This is a genomic window from Mesorhizobium sp. U510 (assembly GCF_059180695.1).
On record NZ_CP180532.1, the window covers coordinates 1,251,721 to 1,266,727 of the forward strand.

Consider the following 15,007-nt stretch of genomic DNA (forward strand, 5'->3'; position numbering starts at 1 on the left):
TCATGGTGATGTCCGTGGAGCAGACTGTGGAGATGGCGCCGAGGCCGGCCGAGACGAAGTCCACCAAGCCGGCCATCGACTGGCGCGGCCGCCTGCTCGACCGCGCGCCGTTCCTGGTCGCGTGCCTGATGCTGGCCTTGATTGTCGGCATCTATGGCAGCCTACAATCCGGCGTCTTCTCGCTGGACGAACTGAATCTCGACACGGCGGCGGCGATGACGCTGATGCTGGCGGCGACCGGGCAGACCATCGTGCTGCTGCGCGGCGGCATCGACCTGTCGATCGGCGGCATGATCAGCCTCGGCACGGTGATCGCGGCGACGCGCTTTACCGACGATCCGTCGATCACGGCACTTTGGGCGCTGATCATCCTGGCGCTCGGTTTCCTGATCGGCGCACTCAACGGCCTGCTGATCTCGCTGCTCAAGCTGCAGCCCTTCCTGGTCACGCTCGCCACCTGGTCGATCCTCAACGGCGTCGCCATGATCATCCTGCCGACCGATGGCGGCAGCATTCCCTCATGGTGGGTTGGCTTCGCTTCCGCACAGCCCCTCGGCCTGACCAGCCCGGTCTGGATGCTGCTGGTGCTGCTGTTGTTCTGGTGGTGGTTTCGCGCGACGCGGGTCGGCATCGCCATCCAGGCGACCGGCTCCAACGAAAAGTCGGCCTTCCTTTCCGGCGTCTCGATCGCAAGGGTCAACCTCGTCACCTATGGCCTGTCCGGCCTGTTCGCGGCTGGTGCGGCGCTGTTCCTGGTGACACAGACCGGCGCCGGCTCGCCCACCATCGGCAAGGATTATATCCTGCCTTCGGTGGCGGCGGCGGTCATCGGCGGCGTCAGCCTGTTCGGCGGACGCGGCCATCTCGCCGGCACGCTGATCGGCGCCTTCGTGCTCACCCTGATAGGCAATCTGGTCTTCGTCCTGCATGTGTCGAGCTATTGGCAGCCGGTCGCCTCCGGCGTCATCCTGTTGCTCTCGGTGCTGGCCAGTTCCGTCGCCGAGAAAGCCGCAAGGAACCGTGTCCAATGAACGCTTTCCTTGCCCGCAACCGCCTCATCGTGCTCGCCTATGCCGGCATGGTGGTGCTGCTTCTGGTCACGGCGCTGTTCTCGCCGGGTTTCCTGTCGGTCTCCAATATGCGCTCCACCGTCGTGCTGGCCGCCTTCGTCGGCATCGTCGCGCTCGGCCAGACCTTCGTCATCATCGGCGGCGGCATCGACCTGTCGGTGCCCTGGGTGCTGAATTCGGCCGCCATCATCATGGCGCTGCTGTGCGGCGGGCAGGATCTGCCGCTGGTCTGGGTCATGCCGCTGCTGCTTGCCGGCGGCGCTTTCATCGGCCTCATCAACGGCATCGGCGTTGCCCAGTTCGGCGTGCCGCCGATCATCATGACGCTGGCCACAAACGTCATCCTGCAAGGGCTGATCCTGGTGCTGACCGGCGGCTCGCCGACGCCTTCGGCCCCGGCCCTGATCCAGTTCCTGTCGGTCGGGCGGCTCGGTGGTTTTCCGGTCATCGCGCTGATCTGGCTGGCGCTGACCCTGGTGGCGACGCTGCTGCTCTCCAAGGCGGCGTTCGGCCGCCATCTCTACGCGCTAGGCACCAGCGCCACGGTCGCCGAATTCTCCGGCGTGCCGACCGCACGCACCACCATCCTCACCTATGTCATCTCAGGCCTCACCGCCGCTTTCGCCGGCATGCTTTTGACCGGCTATTCCGGCCAGGCCTATCTCGGCATGGGCGACGCCTATCTGTTCACCTCGATCGCGGCGGTGGCCATCGGCGGCGCCTCCATCCTCGGGGGCAGCGGCCATTATCTCGGCACCGTCGCCGGCGCCATGGTGCTCACCATCCTCACCGGCCTTTTGCCGGCGCTGAACCTGTCGAGCGGAGCACTGCTCATCGTTTACGGCGCTGTCATCCTGCTCACCGTGTCGATCGGCAGCGAGACCTTCGCCGGCCTCGGCGGCAGGCTGCGGAGAAAAGAGGGCTGACCATGGTCGAAATCACTTGCGTCGTCGATGCCAGGGCCGAACTCGGCGAAGGCACGCTCTGGGACCCCAAGGCCGGCGTGCTGTGGTGGATCGACATCTGGAAGAAGCTGATCCACCGCTATGATCCAGCGACCGGCAAGGACGAGACCTTCGAGACACCGGAATATCTCGGCTGCCTCGGCCTGCGCGAGAAGGGCGGCCTTGTGCTGACCATGGCCAACGGCTTTCACTTCTTCGACCCGGCGACCGGCATGTTCCAGGCGATCGTCGACCCGGAATCTCATATGCCCAACACCCGTTTCAATGACGGCAAGCCGGATCGCCAGGGCCGCTTCTGGTCGGGCTCGATGTTCGAGGTGCCGGGTCAGCCGATCGAATTCATCGGCGCGCTTTATAGGCTCGATCCCGACCTTTCCGTGCACAAGATGATCGATGGCATCGGTTGCTCCAATGGGCTGGCCTGGAGCCCGGATTCCAAGACCATGTATTTCTCCGACAGCCATGCCGGCGCGGTGTGGGCCTATGATTTCGAGGCCGCCACCGGCGATATCGAAAACCGCCGCACCTTCATCGACATGACGGCGACCGGCGGCGTCGCCGACGGCGCCACCGTAGATGCCGAGGGATGCTATTGGGTGACCATCCCGGTGACCAGCAAGGTCTGCCGATATGATCCTGATGGCGAATTGATGCAGACCGTGGTTCTGCCGACCGACCTGCCGACCTGCTGCGAATTCGGTGGCAAGGACCTCGACATCCTCTATGTCACGTCAGCCGTCCTCAAGCGCCCGGCCAGCCACTTCGTCCGCCAGAAGAATCCGGGTGGACTGTTCGCGCTCGATGTCGGCGTCAAGGGCCTGACCCTGCCGGCGTTCAAGGGATAGCCAGCATCGCTGGGGCATCGTTTTGCTATCGAAACGATGCCCGAGGTAGCGGCCATGCGGGCCGCCTTTATCGTTTGACCGCACGTGCCGCGCGGCGAACGCTTTGCAGCAGGATGGCGAGGCAGCCGACCAGCAGCAGCACGCCGCCGAGCAGCGGCGGCAGGGCCAGCAGCTTCACCGCCGCCGCGACGGCGGCCACCAGCACCAGCGCCAACAGCGCCAGATTGCCGTCATCGACGAACATGCCGAGGAATTCCCTGGCAACAAGACGGATGACGCTCATCGGGCGAACCCTCCGGCTGATACGGGATAGGTGCTGCGCAGCCAGCGCACCATGCCAAAGGACGCCAGCGTGACGATGGAGAAGATGGCGAGCAGAGCGAGATCGGCGCCCGGCCAGTCGGCGCCTATGCCTTCGCCGGTCCAGAAGATGCCGAAGCTGGTCAGCATCAGCCCGACCACGAATTTCAGCGCATTCTCCGGCACGCGTGCCAGCGGCCGGTGCACCGCCAGGCCGATAAGCATCACCAGGACGAAGGCTGCCAGCGCGCCCAGGCTGGCGCAGAGCGTCTGCCCATGGGCGGCGCCGACGGCAATGACGATGAACACAACCTCGACACCCTCGAGCAGCACCGCCTTGAACGAGGCCAGGCCGGCGAGGTAGTCGGCGCGGCGGTCATTGGCCTGCTGGCTGAGGGCGGCGGTCTCCTTGGAGAAGGCCGCCTCCTCGTCATGCAGTGCTATGACGCCGACGCTGCGCAGGATGGCCTTTCGCAGCCAGCGCATGCCAAACAGGACCAGCAGCACCCCGACGATGAACTGCAGCGTGGTGATCGGCACCAGCGCCAGCAGCGGCCCGAACGCCAGCACCAGCGCCGCCAGCAACGCCAGCGCCAAGGCGGCGCCAGTCAGCGCCGGGCGCCAGCTGCGCGTCACGCCGACCGCAAGCACGATGGTGAAGGCTTCGACGACCTCGACGAAGGAGGCGAGAAATGCCGCCGTGACCGTCGGGAGGATGGGCGTCAGCGTCTGCATGAAAGCTCCCTGTGCTCGTTCGCCCCGGATTCTCTGATCGGGTGTTCCAGGACGCGTGGCCTGGAATCACTTCTGTGGACAGCACCACATAGCGCTCCGGAAGCCGCGGGAAAGCAAGTGAGCGCCAATGGGCGGCGCTTGGGGCCAATTGAGCCGCGCACGCTGCCGCTGCAGGATGCACGCCTAAATCAGATCATGCCCGACATGTCGGAGAAGGCCATTGCCTTGCGCAGCAGCTCGGCGAAGCGCTCGCCGGCCACTTCGCGCGGGCCGCTATTGTCGATCGTGGTCACGCCGGGGCCGGTCAGGGTCACATTGGCGCTGCGCGCCAGGCGCGCCAGCACTTCGCCGCGCGACTCGCGGCCGCGCATCGCCAGCCGCTCGGCCAACACGTCAGGCGAAGCGGTGATCTCGACAATGGCCAGATTGGCATAGCGCTCGCGCAAGGTGGGAATGATCGCACGCGACACGTTCGCCACCGCCACATGGCCATTGGCGACCGACCAGTCGACATCGGCAGGCAGGCCGTAGCGCAAGCCATGCGCTTCCCAGGAGATGGCGAAGGCGCCGTCGGCCTCGGCCTCGACGAAGGCGGCGTCGGCCAGTGTGTCGTGATCCTCGCTCGCCGCATCGCTCGGCCGGGTGATGACGCGGCGGACGAATTCCAGCCGGGTCTCATCGGCGAAGAGGGTACGGGCGTAACCGATCACCGTGTCCTTGCCGGCGCCGCTCGGCCCCACGACGGCGACAAAGACGCCATGACGCACAGGGAACGTTTCAGCGGACAACTCGCGCTCGATCAAGGCCGACACCATCATGCGACCCGGCGCCCTTGCCGCCAGACGGTGCGCACCACCGGAACATGGTCGTCGACACGCACGCGCACCAGATCGGCGCGGCGGCCCTGCTCGATGACGCCGCGGTCGGTCAGGCCAACGGCCTCGGCCGGGTTCTTCGACACCATGGCGACCGCCTGCGGCAGCGAAATGCCTTCGACCATGTCGCCGAGGAAGAAGGCCGACTGGATCAGGCTGAAGGGAATATAGTCTGATGACAAGATGTCGAGCAGGCCGTCGCCGGCCAGCGCGCGCGCCGAGACATTGCCCGAATGCGAGGCGCCGCGCATGACATTCGGCGCACCCATCAGAACACCCAGGCCCGCGGCCTTCGAAGCGCGCGCCGCTTCCTCGGTGGTCGGGAACTCGGCAACGCGCACGCCCTGCTCGATCGCCTCGTCGACATGGCCCGATGTGGCGTCGTCATGGCTGGCAAGCACAATGCCGCGCTCACGGCAGGCAGCCGCGATCACCGCGCGGTTCGGCGCCGAATAGCGCGCCGATTCCGCCATCCGCTTCTCGCAGAACAGTTTGAAGTCGCGGTCGGTCAGCTTCAGCTTGCGCTGGTAGTAATAGGCATAGGTTTCGAGATTGACGAACTGACGCTGGCCGGGCGCATGATCCATCAGCGAGGCCAGCTTGACCCGGTCGTCTTGGTCGAAATCGGCGAAGGCCTGCAGGCAGTCCGGCGCCGAAACCTCGCAGCGCAGATGCAGGAAGTGATCGGCGCGCAGGCGATCCTGCGCGACGCTGTCCTCGATAGCGTCGGCCAGCTTGCGGATATCGGCCAAAGTGAGGTCGGCGTCCTCGTCCATGCCGACGCGCAAGGCGTCGAGCACGGTGGTGATGCCGGCGGTCGCCACCTGCGCGTCATGGGCAAGCACCGCTGCGATCGGGTTCCAGCGCACCTTCGGCCGTGGCGCGTAGTGTCCCTCGAGATGGTCGGTGTGCAACTCGACCAGCCCTGGAATGACATAGTCGCCGCCCATGTCCTCGCCCGACCGGCTGCCGCCGGCATCGATGTCGGCGATAAAGCCGTCACGCAGCACCAGCGACCCCTCGACGATCTCGTTGGCAAGCACGATGCGGGCGTTGGAAAGAACGGTTTCGGCGGTCATTTCGAGCAGTCCTTTGGTTCTTCGAGCAGGTTAGTTCAGCCAGTTTTCCTTGCCGGGCGGCGTCCCAGCGCGTGCTGCGAAAGCACCATGAACGGCGCGCCCGGTTCGGGCTCGATAAACAGCGTCAACGCGTCGACCAGCACCGGCTGCCGCAACACATCCGCGAACAGGCTGTCGATTGCTGCGCGCAAACGAGGGCTTTCCTGTGGCCCGGCGCGGCCCGACAGAGTCATGTGGAAGCGGAAGGTCTCGAAGACATAGGGGTAACCCCACTGGCAGAGATTGCGGAACTCGGCCGGCTTCAGCGAATCCGGGCTGCGCCGTTCGATCTCGGCCTCGGTCAGTGGCGCGCGGAAGCGGTCGAAATCGCGCACCACCTCGTCGGCGAAACGGTTGAGCGGCGGCAGCGGTCCTTCCGGCACCAGCGCGAAGAAGCTGTCGATCTGGCTGACGAAGAGACGCGGGATCGTCACAACCGGCGTCGCTTCGGCAAAATGGTCGATTGCGGCGCGCAGCGACGTCTCGGTCTCGCTGGCAGCCAGGCGAAAGGGTGCTTTCAGCGTCGCGTGGAAGCCATAGCGGCGTGCCGAGGCGGTGTGGAAGGCAACTTCCTCCGCCGCCAGATCGGCCACGGCCTCGACCGGTTTCGTCGCCGCGCCGAACGGGTCACGGCCGAGCCAGTTGGCGGCGATCCGCGCCAGCGGTTCGTCCTGCCGGGGGGTGAAATAGATGGCATAACGCATCGAGAATCCTCGTCAGACCGCTGCCATAGGTGATTTCCATGACGGATTGACGAAGCTTTGAAGGGTTTTCGAAGGCAAATCGACCCAATAGGTCCTTAGCCGACGATTTTTCCGAGCTGGACCAATAAGTTCAGCCGGAAACGCAAAACGGTCAGGCCTTCATCAACCATTCGTGCTCGGGCGCATTGTGGAATTTCCACGTCCGCTTCGGCCCGGCCATGACGTTGAGATAGTAGAGATCGTAGCCATGGCAGGCGGCGCAGGGGTGATAACCCCTGGGCACCAGCACGACATCGCCATCCTCAATCGCCATGGCTTCGTCCAGCGCGCGATGGCCATTCGTGTCGGCATCGGTGTAGACGCGCTGGAAGGCAAAGCCCTGCGGCGGGTTGAGGCGGTGGTAATAGGTCTCCTCGAGATAGGATTCTGCCGGCAGATTGTCCTGGTCATGCTTGTGCGGCGGATAGCTCGACGTGTGGCCGCCCGGCGTGATGACCTCGACCACCAGCAAAGAATCGGCCGGCTTGCCTTCCGGCAGGATGTTGGTGACGTAGCGCGTGTTGGTGCCCTTGCCGCGCACCTCTTGGCCGAGATCGTCCGGCCCGATCACCCGAACCGGCAAGCCGCCGCCGAGGCCGGGGGCCGAGCAGACTGCGAGTTCCAATTCGGTGTCCGCTGTCACCGACCAGTCCGATCCCTCGGGCACATAGACCGACCACGGCTTGCCGTCGAAAGGCGACATACGCGCGCCGAGCAGGCCGAGATCCTTGCCTCCGGCTTTCGCCGCGCCCTTGCCGGTGACGAACACCAGGCAGACTTCGCGGTCTTGCGTCTTTCCCGAGGCGCTTTCGCCGGGTTGCAGCCGATGCAGGTCGAAACCGACATAGGTCCAGCCGGCACTTTTCGGCGTCACATGGGCAACGCGGCCATGGCCCTTGTCGGCCTTCACCAGCAGCTTCGACATCGGGTTACTCCTTCGGTTCGGACTCGGCCGGCGCCTTGTTCTCATCAACCGGCTTGTACAGATAAAAAAACTGCCAGGCGGCATAGCCGGCGAAGCCGAGCGCGATGGTGCCCCAGAATGGCGTGCCGGTGGTGAACTCGATGATCGACCAGATGATACAGACCGCGACGACGGCGACACGCCGCCACAACGGGCGGAAGAAGGGGTGCTCGGAATCTTTCATCGGGCCAATCTACAGCAACCTGCCTCGCCGTGAACCCGTCGCGTCAGGCATTCGGAAAACCCTGGGTTTCGACCGTGTAGCCGGCTGCCGTCATCACCCGCATCAGCTCCTTGTGGCCGACCTGCGCCATCTTGAGCGGCGGGTTCTTCTTCGGGTCCTGCTCTGCCTCGACCACGAACCAGCCTTCATAGCCATGGTCGGCGAAGCGCTGCACGATGGCGCCGAAGTCGAGCGAGCCGTCGCCCGGCACGGTGAAGGCGCCGAGCGCCACGGCGTCGAGGAAGGACTGTTTCGTGCGGTCGAGCCTGTCGATCACATCCATGCGCACATCCTTCACATGCACATGGCTGATGCGCTTGTGGTGGTTGTCGATGGCGCGCAGTACGTCGCCGCCGGCAAAGGCCAGGTGGCCGGCATCGAGCAGCAGCGGAATGCCTTCGCCGGAATGGCGCATGAAGGCATCGAGTTCCGGCTCGGTCTCGACCACTGCCGCCATGTGATGGTGGTAGGAGAGCGGCATGCCTTGTTCGGCGCACCATTCGCCGAATTCGGTCAGGCGCCTTGCATAGGCGTTCATCTCGTCGCCGGTGAGTTTCGGCTTGGTTGCCAGCGGCTTCGAGCGGTCGCCCTGGATCGAGCGGCCGACCTCGCCATAGACGATGCAAGGCGCGTTGACCGCCTTGAACAGCTCGATCATCGGCTGGATGCGATCCTTGTTCTTGCTCATCTCCTCATCGACCAGCGTGCCGGAAAACCAGCCGCCGCACAGCGTCACGTCGGCGGCCTTGAGGATCGGCAGCATGACGGCAGGGTCGTTGGGAAAACGCCGCCCCATCTCCATGCCGGTGAAACCGGCCGAGCGCGACTGGCGCAGGCACTCCTCCAGCGACACGTCATCGCTCAGTTCCGCAAGATCGTCGTTCCACCACGCGATGGGGGACATGCCCAGTTTGGCTTTCAAGTCGTCACTCCAGATTTTAGTTCGTTTCTCACCCTCCCCCTTGTGGGGAGGGTCGCTGCGAAGCAGCGGGGTGGGGGTGCGACGCCGACCCCCACCCGGACCCTCGGTCCGACCTCCCCACAAGGGGGAGGTAGGGAGCAGCGCCGACTTAGCATCAATCGCCAACGCTCTGCATCTGGCGCTTTTCGTCATAGGCCTTGCGCGCCGCGTTCACCTGCGGCCGCGAGGAGACTTCCGGCACCGCCACATCCCACCAATGGCCGCCGGCCTCGGTGGAGACCAGCGGGTCGGTGTCGATGACCAGCACGGTGGTGCGGTCGTTCGTCTTCGCCTTCTGCAGGGCGTTTTCCAGGCCGGCAATCGACGGCACTTTCTCGGCAATTGCGCCCATGCTCGCCGCGTGCGCGGCGAAGTCGATGTCGGGCAGGATTTCGTGGCGCGAATCCTTCAGGAGATTGTTGAAGTTGGCGCCGCCGGTCGCCATCTGCAGCCGGTTGATGCAGCCATACCCACGGTTGTCGAGCAGCACGATGGTGAGCTTCAAACCCAGCATCACCGAGGTGGCGATCTCCGAATTCAGCATCAGATAGGAGCCGTCGCCGATCATGACGACCACCTCTTCGCCGGGCTTGGCCATCTTGGTGCCGAGTCCGCCGGCAATCTCGTAGCCCATGGTCGAGAAGCCGTATTCGGCGTGGTAGGAACCCGGCGCGCCGGCCTGCCAAAGCTTGTGCAATTCGCCGGGCAGACCGCCGGCTGCATGCAGCAGCGTCACGCCGGAGCCCATGGCCCGCTGCACGGCGCCGATCACCTGCGCGTCGGACGGGAAAGCGGCGTTGGTCGAGGCCGTCACCTTGGCCGCGTCGGCCTGCCAGGCCTTCTTGCCGGTGGCCGCATCGTCGGTCCAGGCGGCAGGCGCCTTCCAGCCCTTCAGCACGGCACCGAGTTCGGCCAGTCCCTCGGCCGCGTCGGCGACCAGCGGGAGTGCCCGGTGCTTGCCGGCATCGAAAGGTTGGACGTTCAGCCCGATGATGGTCTTGCTGGAAGTCTTGAAAAGCGCCCATGAGCCGGTGGTGAAATCCTGCAGGCGCGTGCCGATGGCGAGCACCACATCGGCTTCTTCCGCCAGCCGGTTGGCGGCCGAGGTGCCGGTGACGCCGACCGCCGCCATGTTGAGCGGATGATCGTCCGGCAGCGAGGATTTGCCGCCTTGTGTCTCGCAGACCGGAATACCGGCGCCCTGGGCGAATTCGGCCAGCGCATCGGAGGCCTGCGAATAGAGAACGCCGCCGCCGGCGATGATCAGCGGCTTCTTCGCGCCCTTGAGTGCCGCCACAGCGGCGGCGAGTTCGTGGCGGTCCGGGCGCGGCCGGCGCTGGTGCCAGACCCGTTCGGCGAAAAAGCTTTCGGGATAGTCATAGGCCTCGGCCTGCACATCCTGGCAGAGCGACAGCGTCACCGGGCCGCAATCGGCCGGATCGGTCAGCACCTGCATGGCGCGGCTCAGCGCCGGGATGATCTGCTCAGGCCGCGTGATGCGGTCGAAATAGCGCGACACCGGACGGAAGCAGTCATTGACCGTCGCCGTGCCGTCGGAAAAATCCTCGGCCTGCTGCAGCACCGGGTCGGGGATGCGGTTGGCGAAGACGTCGCCGGGCAAAAACAGGACAGGCAACCTGTTTACATGGGCAAGCGCCGCCGCCGTCACCATGTTGAGCGCGCCGGGGCCGATCGAAGAGGTCGCGGCCATGAAGCGGCTGCGGAAATTGGCCTTGGCATAGGCGATAGCCGCATGCGCCATCGCCTGTTCATTGTGGGCGCGGAAGGTCGGCAGTTCGTCGCGCACCTGGTAGAGCGCCTCGCCCATGCCAGCGACATTGCCGTGGCCGAAGATCGCCCAGACGCCGCCGAAGATAGGCACTTTTTTGCCGCCGATCTCGGTCATCTGGCGGCTGAGGAAGCGGGTCAGCGCCTGCGCCATCGTCAGGCGGATTGTCTTGCTCATGATAGGTTTCCTCCGCAGTTCTTCTGCCGCGCCTTCTTATGCCGCCTTGCGGCCGCGCGCGGCAAGCCACGCCTCGGTCAACTGTTCGAAGCGCGACGCCATGTCGGCGACAGCCTCGTCATCCGACATCCTGCCGGCCAGCCACTCTTCGGCCGCATGGACGAAGATGGTGCGGCCGACGGCGAAACCCTTGACGATCGGCGCCTTGGCGGTGGCCGCAAAGGCGGCTTCCAGCTCGTCCTGCGGCGCTTCCAGCCCAAGCAGCACGATGCCACGGCACCACGGATCATGCTTCAGGATGACCGCTTCGATCCTGGCCCATGCACCGGCCGACGCCTGCGGCTCGAGCTTCCACCAGTCCGGCTTGATGCCGAGCGCATAGAGTTCCTCCAGCGCGCGCGGAATGGTCGTGTCGTCGAGCTTGCCGTGCTTGCCCGCGATGATCTCGACGAGCAGTTCCCGGCCGACTTTCCGCGCCGCCTCGAACAGCGCGCGCAATTTCTGCTGCTGTTCCTCCTTCAAGGCCGCCGGATCGTCGGGGTGGTAGAAGCACAGGCACTTGATGCAATGGTCGACCGGCCATTCCACCAGTTGCGAGCCGATGTCCTGCGAGAACTCAAAACGCAGCGGCCGCGAGCCTGGCAGTTCCACGGGGCGTCCGAGCCAGGCGAAGGAATGCCTGGCGAATTCGAACATCGCCTCGCGGCCATGTTTCTCGTCGATCAGCATGCCGTAGCCGTCACGGCCGGCAGCGACCTTGGCTGCCGCCTTGACCGCCAGCACCTTGAAATCGCGGATGCGCGCCGCATCGGCGCCGGCTTTCGCCGCCACGTCTTCTAGCTGCACACGGTGATCGCAGGCGAGTGCCATCAGCGACGGGATGTCGCGCCGCCGGGTCGTTGCCCAATGGATATGGTTGATCGCCTCGTCCTTGCGCAGCGCCCTGTATTTGCTGCCGTTCTTGAGGAAGAACTGCAGCTCCTCGAAGGTCGGATATTCCGGCGCGCACAGCAGCCGCGACACGGCGAAGGCGCCGCAGGCATTGGCCCAGGTCGCCGCCGTCGCATGGTCTTGCCCGCCCAGCCAGCCGCGCAGGAAGCCGGACATGAAGGCGTCGCCGGCCCCCAGCACATTGTAGATCTCGATCGGAAAACCCTTGCCGACGACACCGTCTTCCAGGTCGTCGCTGATCGGTCCGTCATAGACGATGCAGCCCATGGCGCCGCGTTTCAGCACGATGGTGGCCGCCGACAGCGCGCGGATCGTCTTCAGCGCGCTCAGGCAGTCATCGGCGCCCGAGGCGATCATAATCTCTTCCTCGGTGCCGACGATGAGATCGCAATCGGGCAGCACGGTCTTCAGCTGGGCCGAGACCCGGTCCGATTTGACATAGCGCTCGAAGCCTTCGGCATGGCCGGCAAGACCCCACAGATTGGGCCGATAGTCGATGTCGAAGATAACCTTGCCGCCCTTGGCTTTCATGATGCGGATCGCCTTGCGTTGGGCGGCGTCGCTGTTGGGGCGGGAAAAATGCGTGCCGGTGACGACGATCGAACGCGCCGAGGCGATGAACGCCTCGTCAATGTCTTCCGGCGCCAGTGCCATGTCGGCGCAGTCCGAGCGGTAGAAGATCATCGGCGAAACGCCTTCGCTCTCGACCGAAAGCAGCACCAGGGCGGTCAACCGCTCCTTGTCGGTCTTCAGCCCATCGGTGTTGACGCCTTCGCGCTTCAGCTGTTCGCGGATGAAGCGGCCCATCTGCTCGTCGCCGACGCGCGTCAGCAGCGCCGAACGCAGGCCAAGCCTCGCCGTGCCGACCGAAATGTTGGCCGGGCAGCCACCGACCGACTTGGCGAAAGAGGTGATGTCCTCCAGCCGCGAGCCGATCTGCTGGCCGTAGAGGTCGACGGAAGCGCGACCGATGGTGATGACGTCGAGCGGCGCCTGTCTGGCGTCCACGGCTTCGCTCATTGGAACCTCCCGTCAGACTTGTTGTCAGGAACAACATTGTTTGGGTAACACGCGCGAGCGGCGGCGTGGTGCCGGGAATATGAAATAATAATTCCAATCCATAGTCAATATGGAATGAGCATTCCCGGATCTAAAATTGGCTTTTAGGTGCCCGATCAGGCTTTGCGCCTGCGGGCGGTATCGCGCCGCTTCTCGCCGACGCCAACGGTCAACGCCATGGCCAGGGCCATCGTCGCCGACAGCGAACGGAAGCCGGCGAAATCCGCCTCGGCAACCTCGAACCAGACCCTGGCGAACTGGGCGAGCGGCGAAAACGAGCTGTCGGTGATGGCGACGATCGGCACGCCCTGTTCTGAAATGGTGCGTGCTTCCTCGATGGTGGCCGGCGCATAGGGCGAGAAGGAGATGGCGATGACGGCGTCCGCCGGCGTGGCGAAGGCGATCATCTCGGCGTTCAGGCCGGCGGCCAATTCGATCAGCTGGTTGCGGATCTTCAGCTTGCCCAGCGCATAGGCGATATAGCTCGCCACCGGATAGGAGCGCCGCTTGGCTAAGACATAAATGGTCTGCGCCTTTGCCAGCAGCGAAATCGCCTCTTCCAGATGCGCATCGTCCAGCGTGCGCGAAATGTCGTTGAGCGAGGTGCTGGCGGCGGCGACGAAGCCGTCGAAGATCGCGCGGTGACCGGCGCCGCCCTCGGCCTTGGCGCGCAGCGCCTGCAGCCGCTCGTCATAGGATGAGTTGCGCTCGCGCAGCCGCTCGCGGAACACCTGCTGCAGGCTGGTGAAGCCGTCGAAGCCGAGCTGCTGGGCAAAGCGGATCAGGGTGGAGGGCTGCACGCCGGCCGAGGCGGCGATGCTGGCGGCGGTACCGAAGGCGATGTCGTCGGGATTGTCGAGCGCGTAGGCGGCGATCTGGGCGATGCGCTTGGGCAGGCTTTCGCGCCGGTCCAGGATGGTGGCGCGCAGCGTCTCGAAGTCGCGAGGTACCCGTTCGTCCATCGTCGGCCCGTCCAAGCTCATCCGTGAAACGTCCTCTCTGCCCCATCATAGCGAGCCTGCGCAAGAACGCCATAAAAAATGAGGCAGACATTCCATTTGGAGAGAAAATGGACTAATTCATCCACGCAGTGCTTCAGGCAGCGGAGGAAACGGAAAATGGTCGGCGTCGGTCTTATCGGCACGGGTTTCATGGGCAAGTGCCACGCCATTGCGTGGAGTGCCGTCGGCGCCGTCTTTCCCGACGTGGCCAAGCCCAGGCTCGTCCATCTCGGCGAGGTCAATGAGGAGCTTGCCCGGCGCAAGGCCGGGGAGTTTGGCTTTGCCAAGGCCTCAGGCGACTGGCGCGCCGTCGTCAACGATCCGGAAGTCGATATCGTCTCGCTGACCACGCCCAACCAGTTCCATCCGGAAATGGCCATCGCCATCCTCCAGGCCGGCAAGCATCTGTGGTGCGAAAAGCCGATGGCGCCGAGCTTTGCCGAAGCCGAGGCGATGGCGGCAGCAGCGAAGAAATCCGGCAAGGTCGCTGCCCTTGGCTACAATTACATCCAGAGCCCGGCCATCCGTCACATCGGCGCGCTGCTCGACGAGAAGATCATCGGCGAGGTCAATCATCTGCGCATCGAGATGGACGAAGATTTCATGGCCGATCCCGAGGCGCTGTTCTTCTGGAAGCACGAAGCCGCCTCCGGCTACGGCGCGCTCGACGACTTCGCCGTGCATCCGCTGTCGCTGGTCTCGGTCCTGTTCGGCCGCGTCGCCAGCGTCATCTGCGATATGGCCAAGCCCTATGCCGACCGCAAGCTGGCGGCGGGCGGCCGCCGCGCGGTCGAGACCTACGACATCGCCAGCATCTTGATGCATCTGGAAAACGGCATTGCCGGCACGCTCCAGGTCAACCGCTCGGCCTGGGGCCGCAAAGGCCGCATCGCCATCCAGATCTTCGGCTCCAAGGGCTCGATCCTGTTCGATCAGGAGCGGATGAACGAATTGCAGCTCTATCTCACCGCTGATCGCCCGACCGAGCAGGGCTACCGCACCATCCTGGTGGCGCCGCACCACAAGCCCTACGACGCCTTCCTGCCGGCGCCCGGCCATGGCCTGGGCTTCAACGACCTCAAGATCATCGAGTGCCACGAATTGCTGACGCGGCTCGCCGGCAGACCGGCGCGCCTCATCGAATTCGCGCAAGGTCTGGAGATCGAGCGCACCGTGCACGCCATGGCTCGCTCCTTCGAGGAAAAGCGCTGGGTGGATGTGCGGTAATACC

At 64.9% G+C, this 15,007-nt stretch carries 15 protein-coding genes; 4 read left to right on the forward strand and 11 right to left on the reverse strand.

Annotation, left to right across the window (positions count from 1 at the left end):
• The first annotated feature begins 2 nt into the window (after nucleotides 1-2).
• From ACLGL5_RS08135 to ACLGL5_RS08145, 3 genes are read left to right on the forward strand one after another with little or no spacing between them, the layout of a single operon-like run.
• Complete coding sequence (locus tag ACLGL5_RS08135) at nucleotides 3-1,031, forward strand: ABC transporter permease (RefSeq protein WP_069090742.1); 1,029 nt, start codon at nucleotides 3-5, stop codon at nucleotides 1,029-1,031.
• Complete coding sequence (locus tag ACLGL5_RS08140; protein WP_069090743.1) at nucleotides 1,028-1,996, forward strand: ABC transporter permease; 969 nt, start codon at nucleotides 1,028-1,030, stop codon at nucleotides 1,994-1,996. Before ACLGL5_RS08135 ends, ACLGL5_RS08140 begins: the two co-directional genes overlap by 4 nt.
• A 2-nt stretch (nucleotides 1,997-1,998) precedes the next feature.
• Entirely contained in the window at nucleotides 1,999-2,880 is an 882-nt protein-coding gene (locus ACLGL5_RS08145) for an SMP-30/gluconolactonase/LRE family protein (protein ID WP_069090744.1), read from the forward strand.
• A 67-nt stretch (nucleotides 2,881-2,947) separates the two neighbouring features.
• Here the strand turns inward: ACLGL5_RS08145 and ACLGL5_RS08150 are convergent, their stop codons facing one another.
• The 11 genes from ACLGL5_RS08150 to ACLGL5_RS08200 all read right to left on the reverse strand — a co-directional run bounded on the left by ACLGL5_RS08150 (nucleotide 2,948) and on the right by ACLGL5_RS08200 (nucleotide 13,737).
• The gene (locus tag ACLGL5_RS08150; protein WP_019862585.1) at nucleotides 2,948-3,163 is read right to left on the reverse strand and encodes a hypothetical protein; all 216 of its coding nucleotides are present in this window, start codon (nucleotides 3,161-3,163) and stop codon (nucleotides 2,948-2,950) included.
• Nucleotides 3,160-3,915 carry a COG4280 domain-containing protein gene (locus ACLGL5_RS08155; RefSeq protein WP_069090745.1) on the reverse strand — a complete coding sequence of 252 codons (756 nt, stop codon included), beginning with the start codon at nucleotides 3,913-3,915 and terminating at the stop codon, nucleotides 3,160-3,162. Before ACLGL5_RS08155 ends, ACLGL5_RS08150 begins: the two co-directional genes overlap by 4 nt.
• 188 nt (nucleotides 3,916-4,103) lie before the next feature.
• A complete protein-coding gene (gene phnN, locus ACLGL5_RS08160) occupies nucleotides 4,104-4,733 on the reverse strand; it encodes a phosphonate metabolism protein/1,5-bisphosphokinase (PRPP-forming) PhnN (RefSeq protein ID WP_020629115.1) in 630 nt (209 codons plus the stop codon).
• Nucleotides 4,730-5,869: an alpha-D-ribose 1-methylphosphonate 5-triphosphate diphosphatase gene (locus ACLGL5_RS08165; protein WP_069090746.1), complete on the reverse strand. Its 1,140-nt coding sequence runs from the start codon at nucleotides 5,867-5,869 to the stop codon at nucleotides 4,730-4,732. The genes phnN and ACLGL5_RS08165 overlap by 4 nt, the downstream gene beginning before the upstream one ends.
• 35 nt (nucleotides 5,870-5,904) lie before the next feature.
• Nucleotides 5,905-6,612, reverse strand: a complete 708-nt coding sequence (locus ACLGL5_RS08170; RefSeq protein WP_069090747.1) for a DUF1045 domain-containing protein — start codon at nucleotides 6,610-6,612, stop codon at nucleotides 5,905-5,907.
• Between the two features lie 151 nt (nucleotides 6,613-6,763).
• A complete protein-coding gene (gene iolB, locus ACLGL5_RS08175; RefSeq protein WP_069090748.1) occupies nucleotides 6,764-7,576 on the reverse strand; it encodes a 5-deoxy-glucuronate isomerase in 813 nt (270 codons plus the stop codon).
• Between the two features lie 4 nt (nucleotides 7,577-7,580).
• Nucleotides 7,581-7,799 carry a hypothetical protein gene (locus ACLGL5_RS08180; RefSeq protein WP_069090749.1) on the reverse strand — a complete coding sequence of 73 codons (219 nt, stop codon included), beginning with the start codon at nucleotides 7,797-7,799 and terminating at the stop codon, nucleotides 7,581-7,583.
• A 43-nt stretch (nucleotides 7,800-7,842) separates the two neighbouring features.
• Entirely contained in the window at nucleotides 7,843-8,760 is a 918-nt protein-coding gene (gene iolE / locus ACLGL5_RS08185) for a myo-inosose-2 dehydratase (protein ID WP_069090750.1), read from the reverse strand.
• Between the two features lie 154 nt (nucleotides 8,761-8,914).
• Nucleotides 8,915-10,765, reverse strand: coding sequence for a 3D-(3,5/4)-trihydroxycyclohexane-1,2-dione acylhydrolase (decyclizing) (gene iolD / locus ACLGL5_RS08190; protein WP_069090751.1), 1,851 nt, complete (start codon nucleotides 10,763-10,765; stop codon nucleotides 8,915-8,917).
• Between the two features lie 36 nt (nucleotides 10,766-10,801).
• The gene (locus ACLGL5_RS08195; protein ID WP_069090752.1) at nucleotides 10,802-12,736 is read right to left on the reverse strand and encodes a bifunctional 5-dehydro-2-deoxygluconokinase/5-dehydro-2-deoxyphosphogluconate aldolase; all 1,935 of its coding nucleotides are present in this window, start codon (nucleotides 12,734-12,736) and stop codon (nucleotides 10,802-10,804) included.
• A 155-nt stretch (nucleotides 12,737-12,891) separates the two neighbouring features.
• A complete protein-coding gene (locus ACLGL5_RS08200; RefSeq protein WP_494372949.1) occupies nucleotides 12,892-13,737 on the reverse strand; it encodes a MurR/RpiR family transcriptional regulator in 846 nt (281 codons plus the stop codon).
• A 156-nt stretch (nucleotides 13,738-13,893) separates the two neighbouring features.
• On the opposite strand from ACLGL5_RS08200, the gene ACLGL5_RS08205 reads away from it, so the two are divergent.
• On the forward strand, nucleotides 13,894-15,003 hold the full coding sequence (locus tag ACLGL5_RS08205) for a Gfo/Idh/MocA family protein (protein ID WP_069090753.1): 1,110 nt from the start codon (nucleotides 13,894-13,896) through the stop codon (nucleotides 15,001-15,003).
• Nucleotides 15,004-15,007 lie beyond the last annotated feature (4 nt).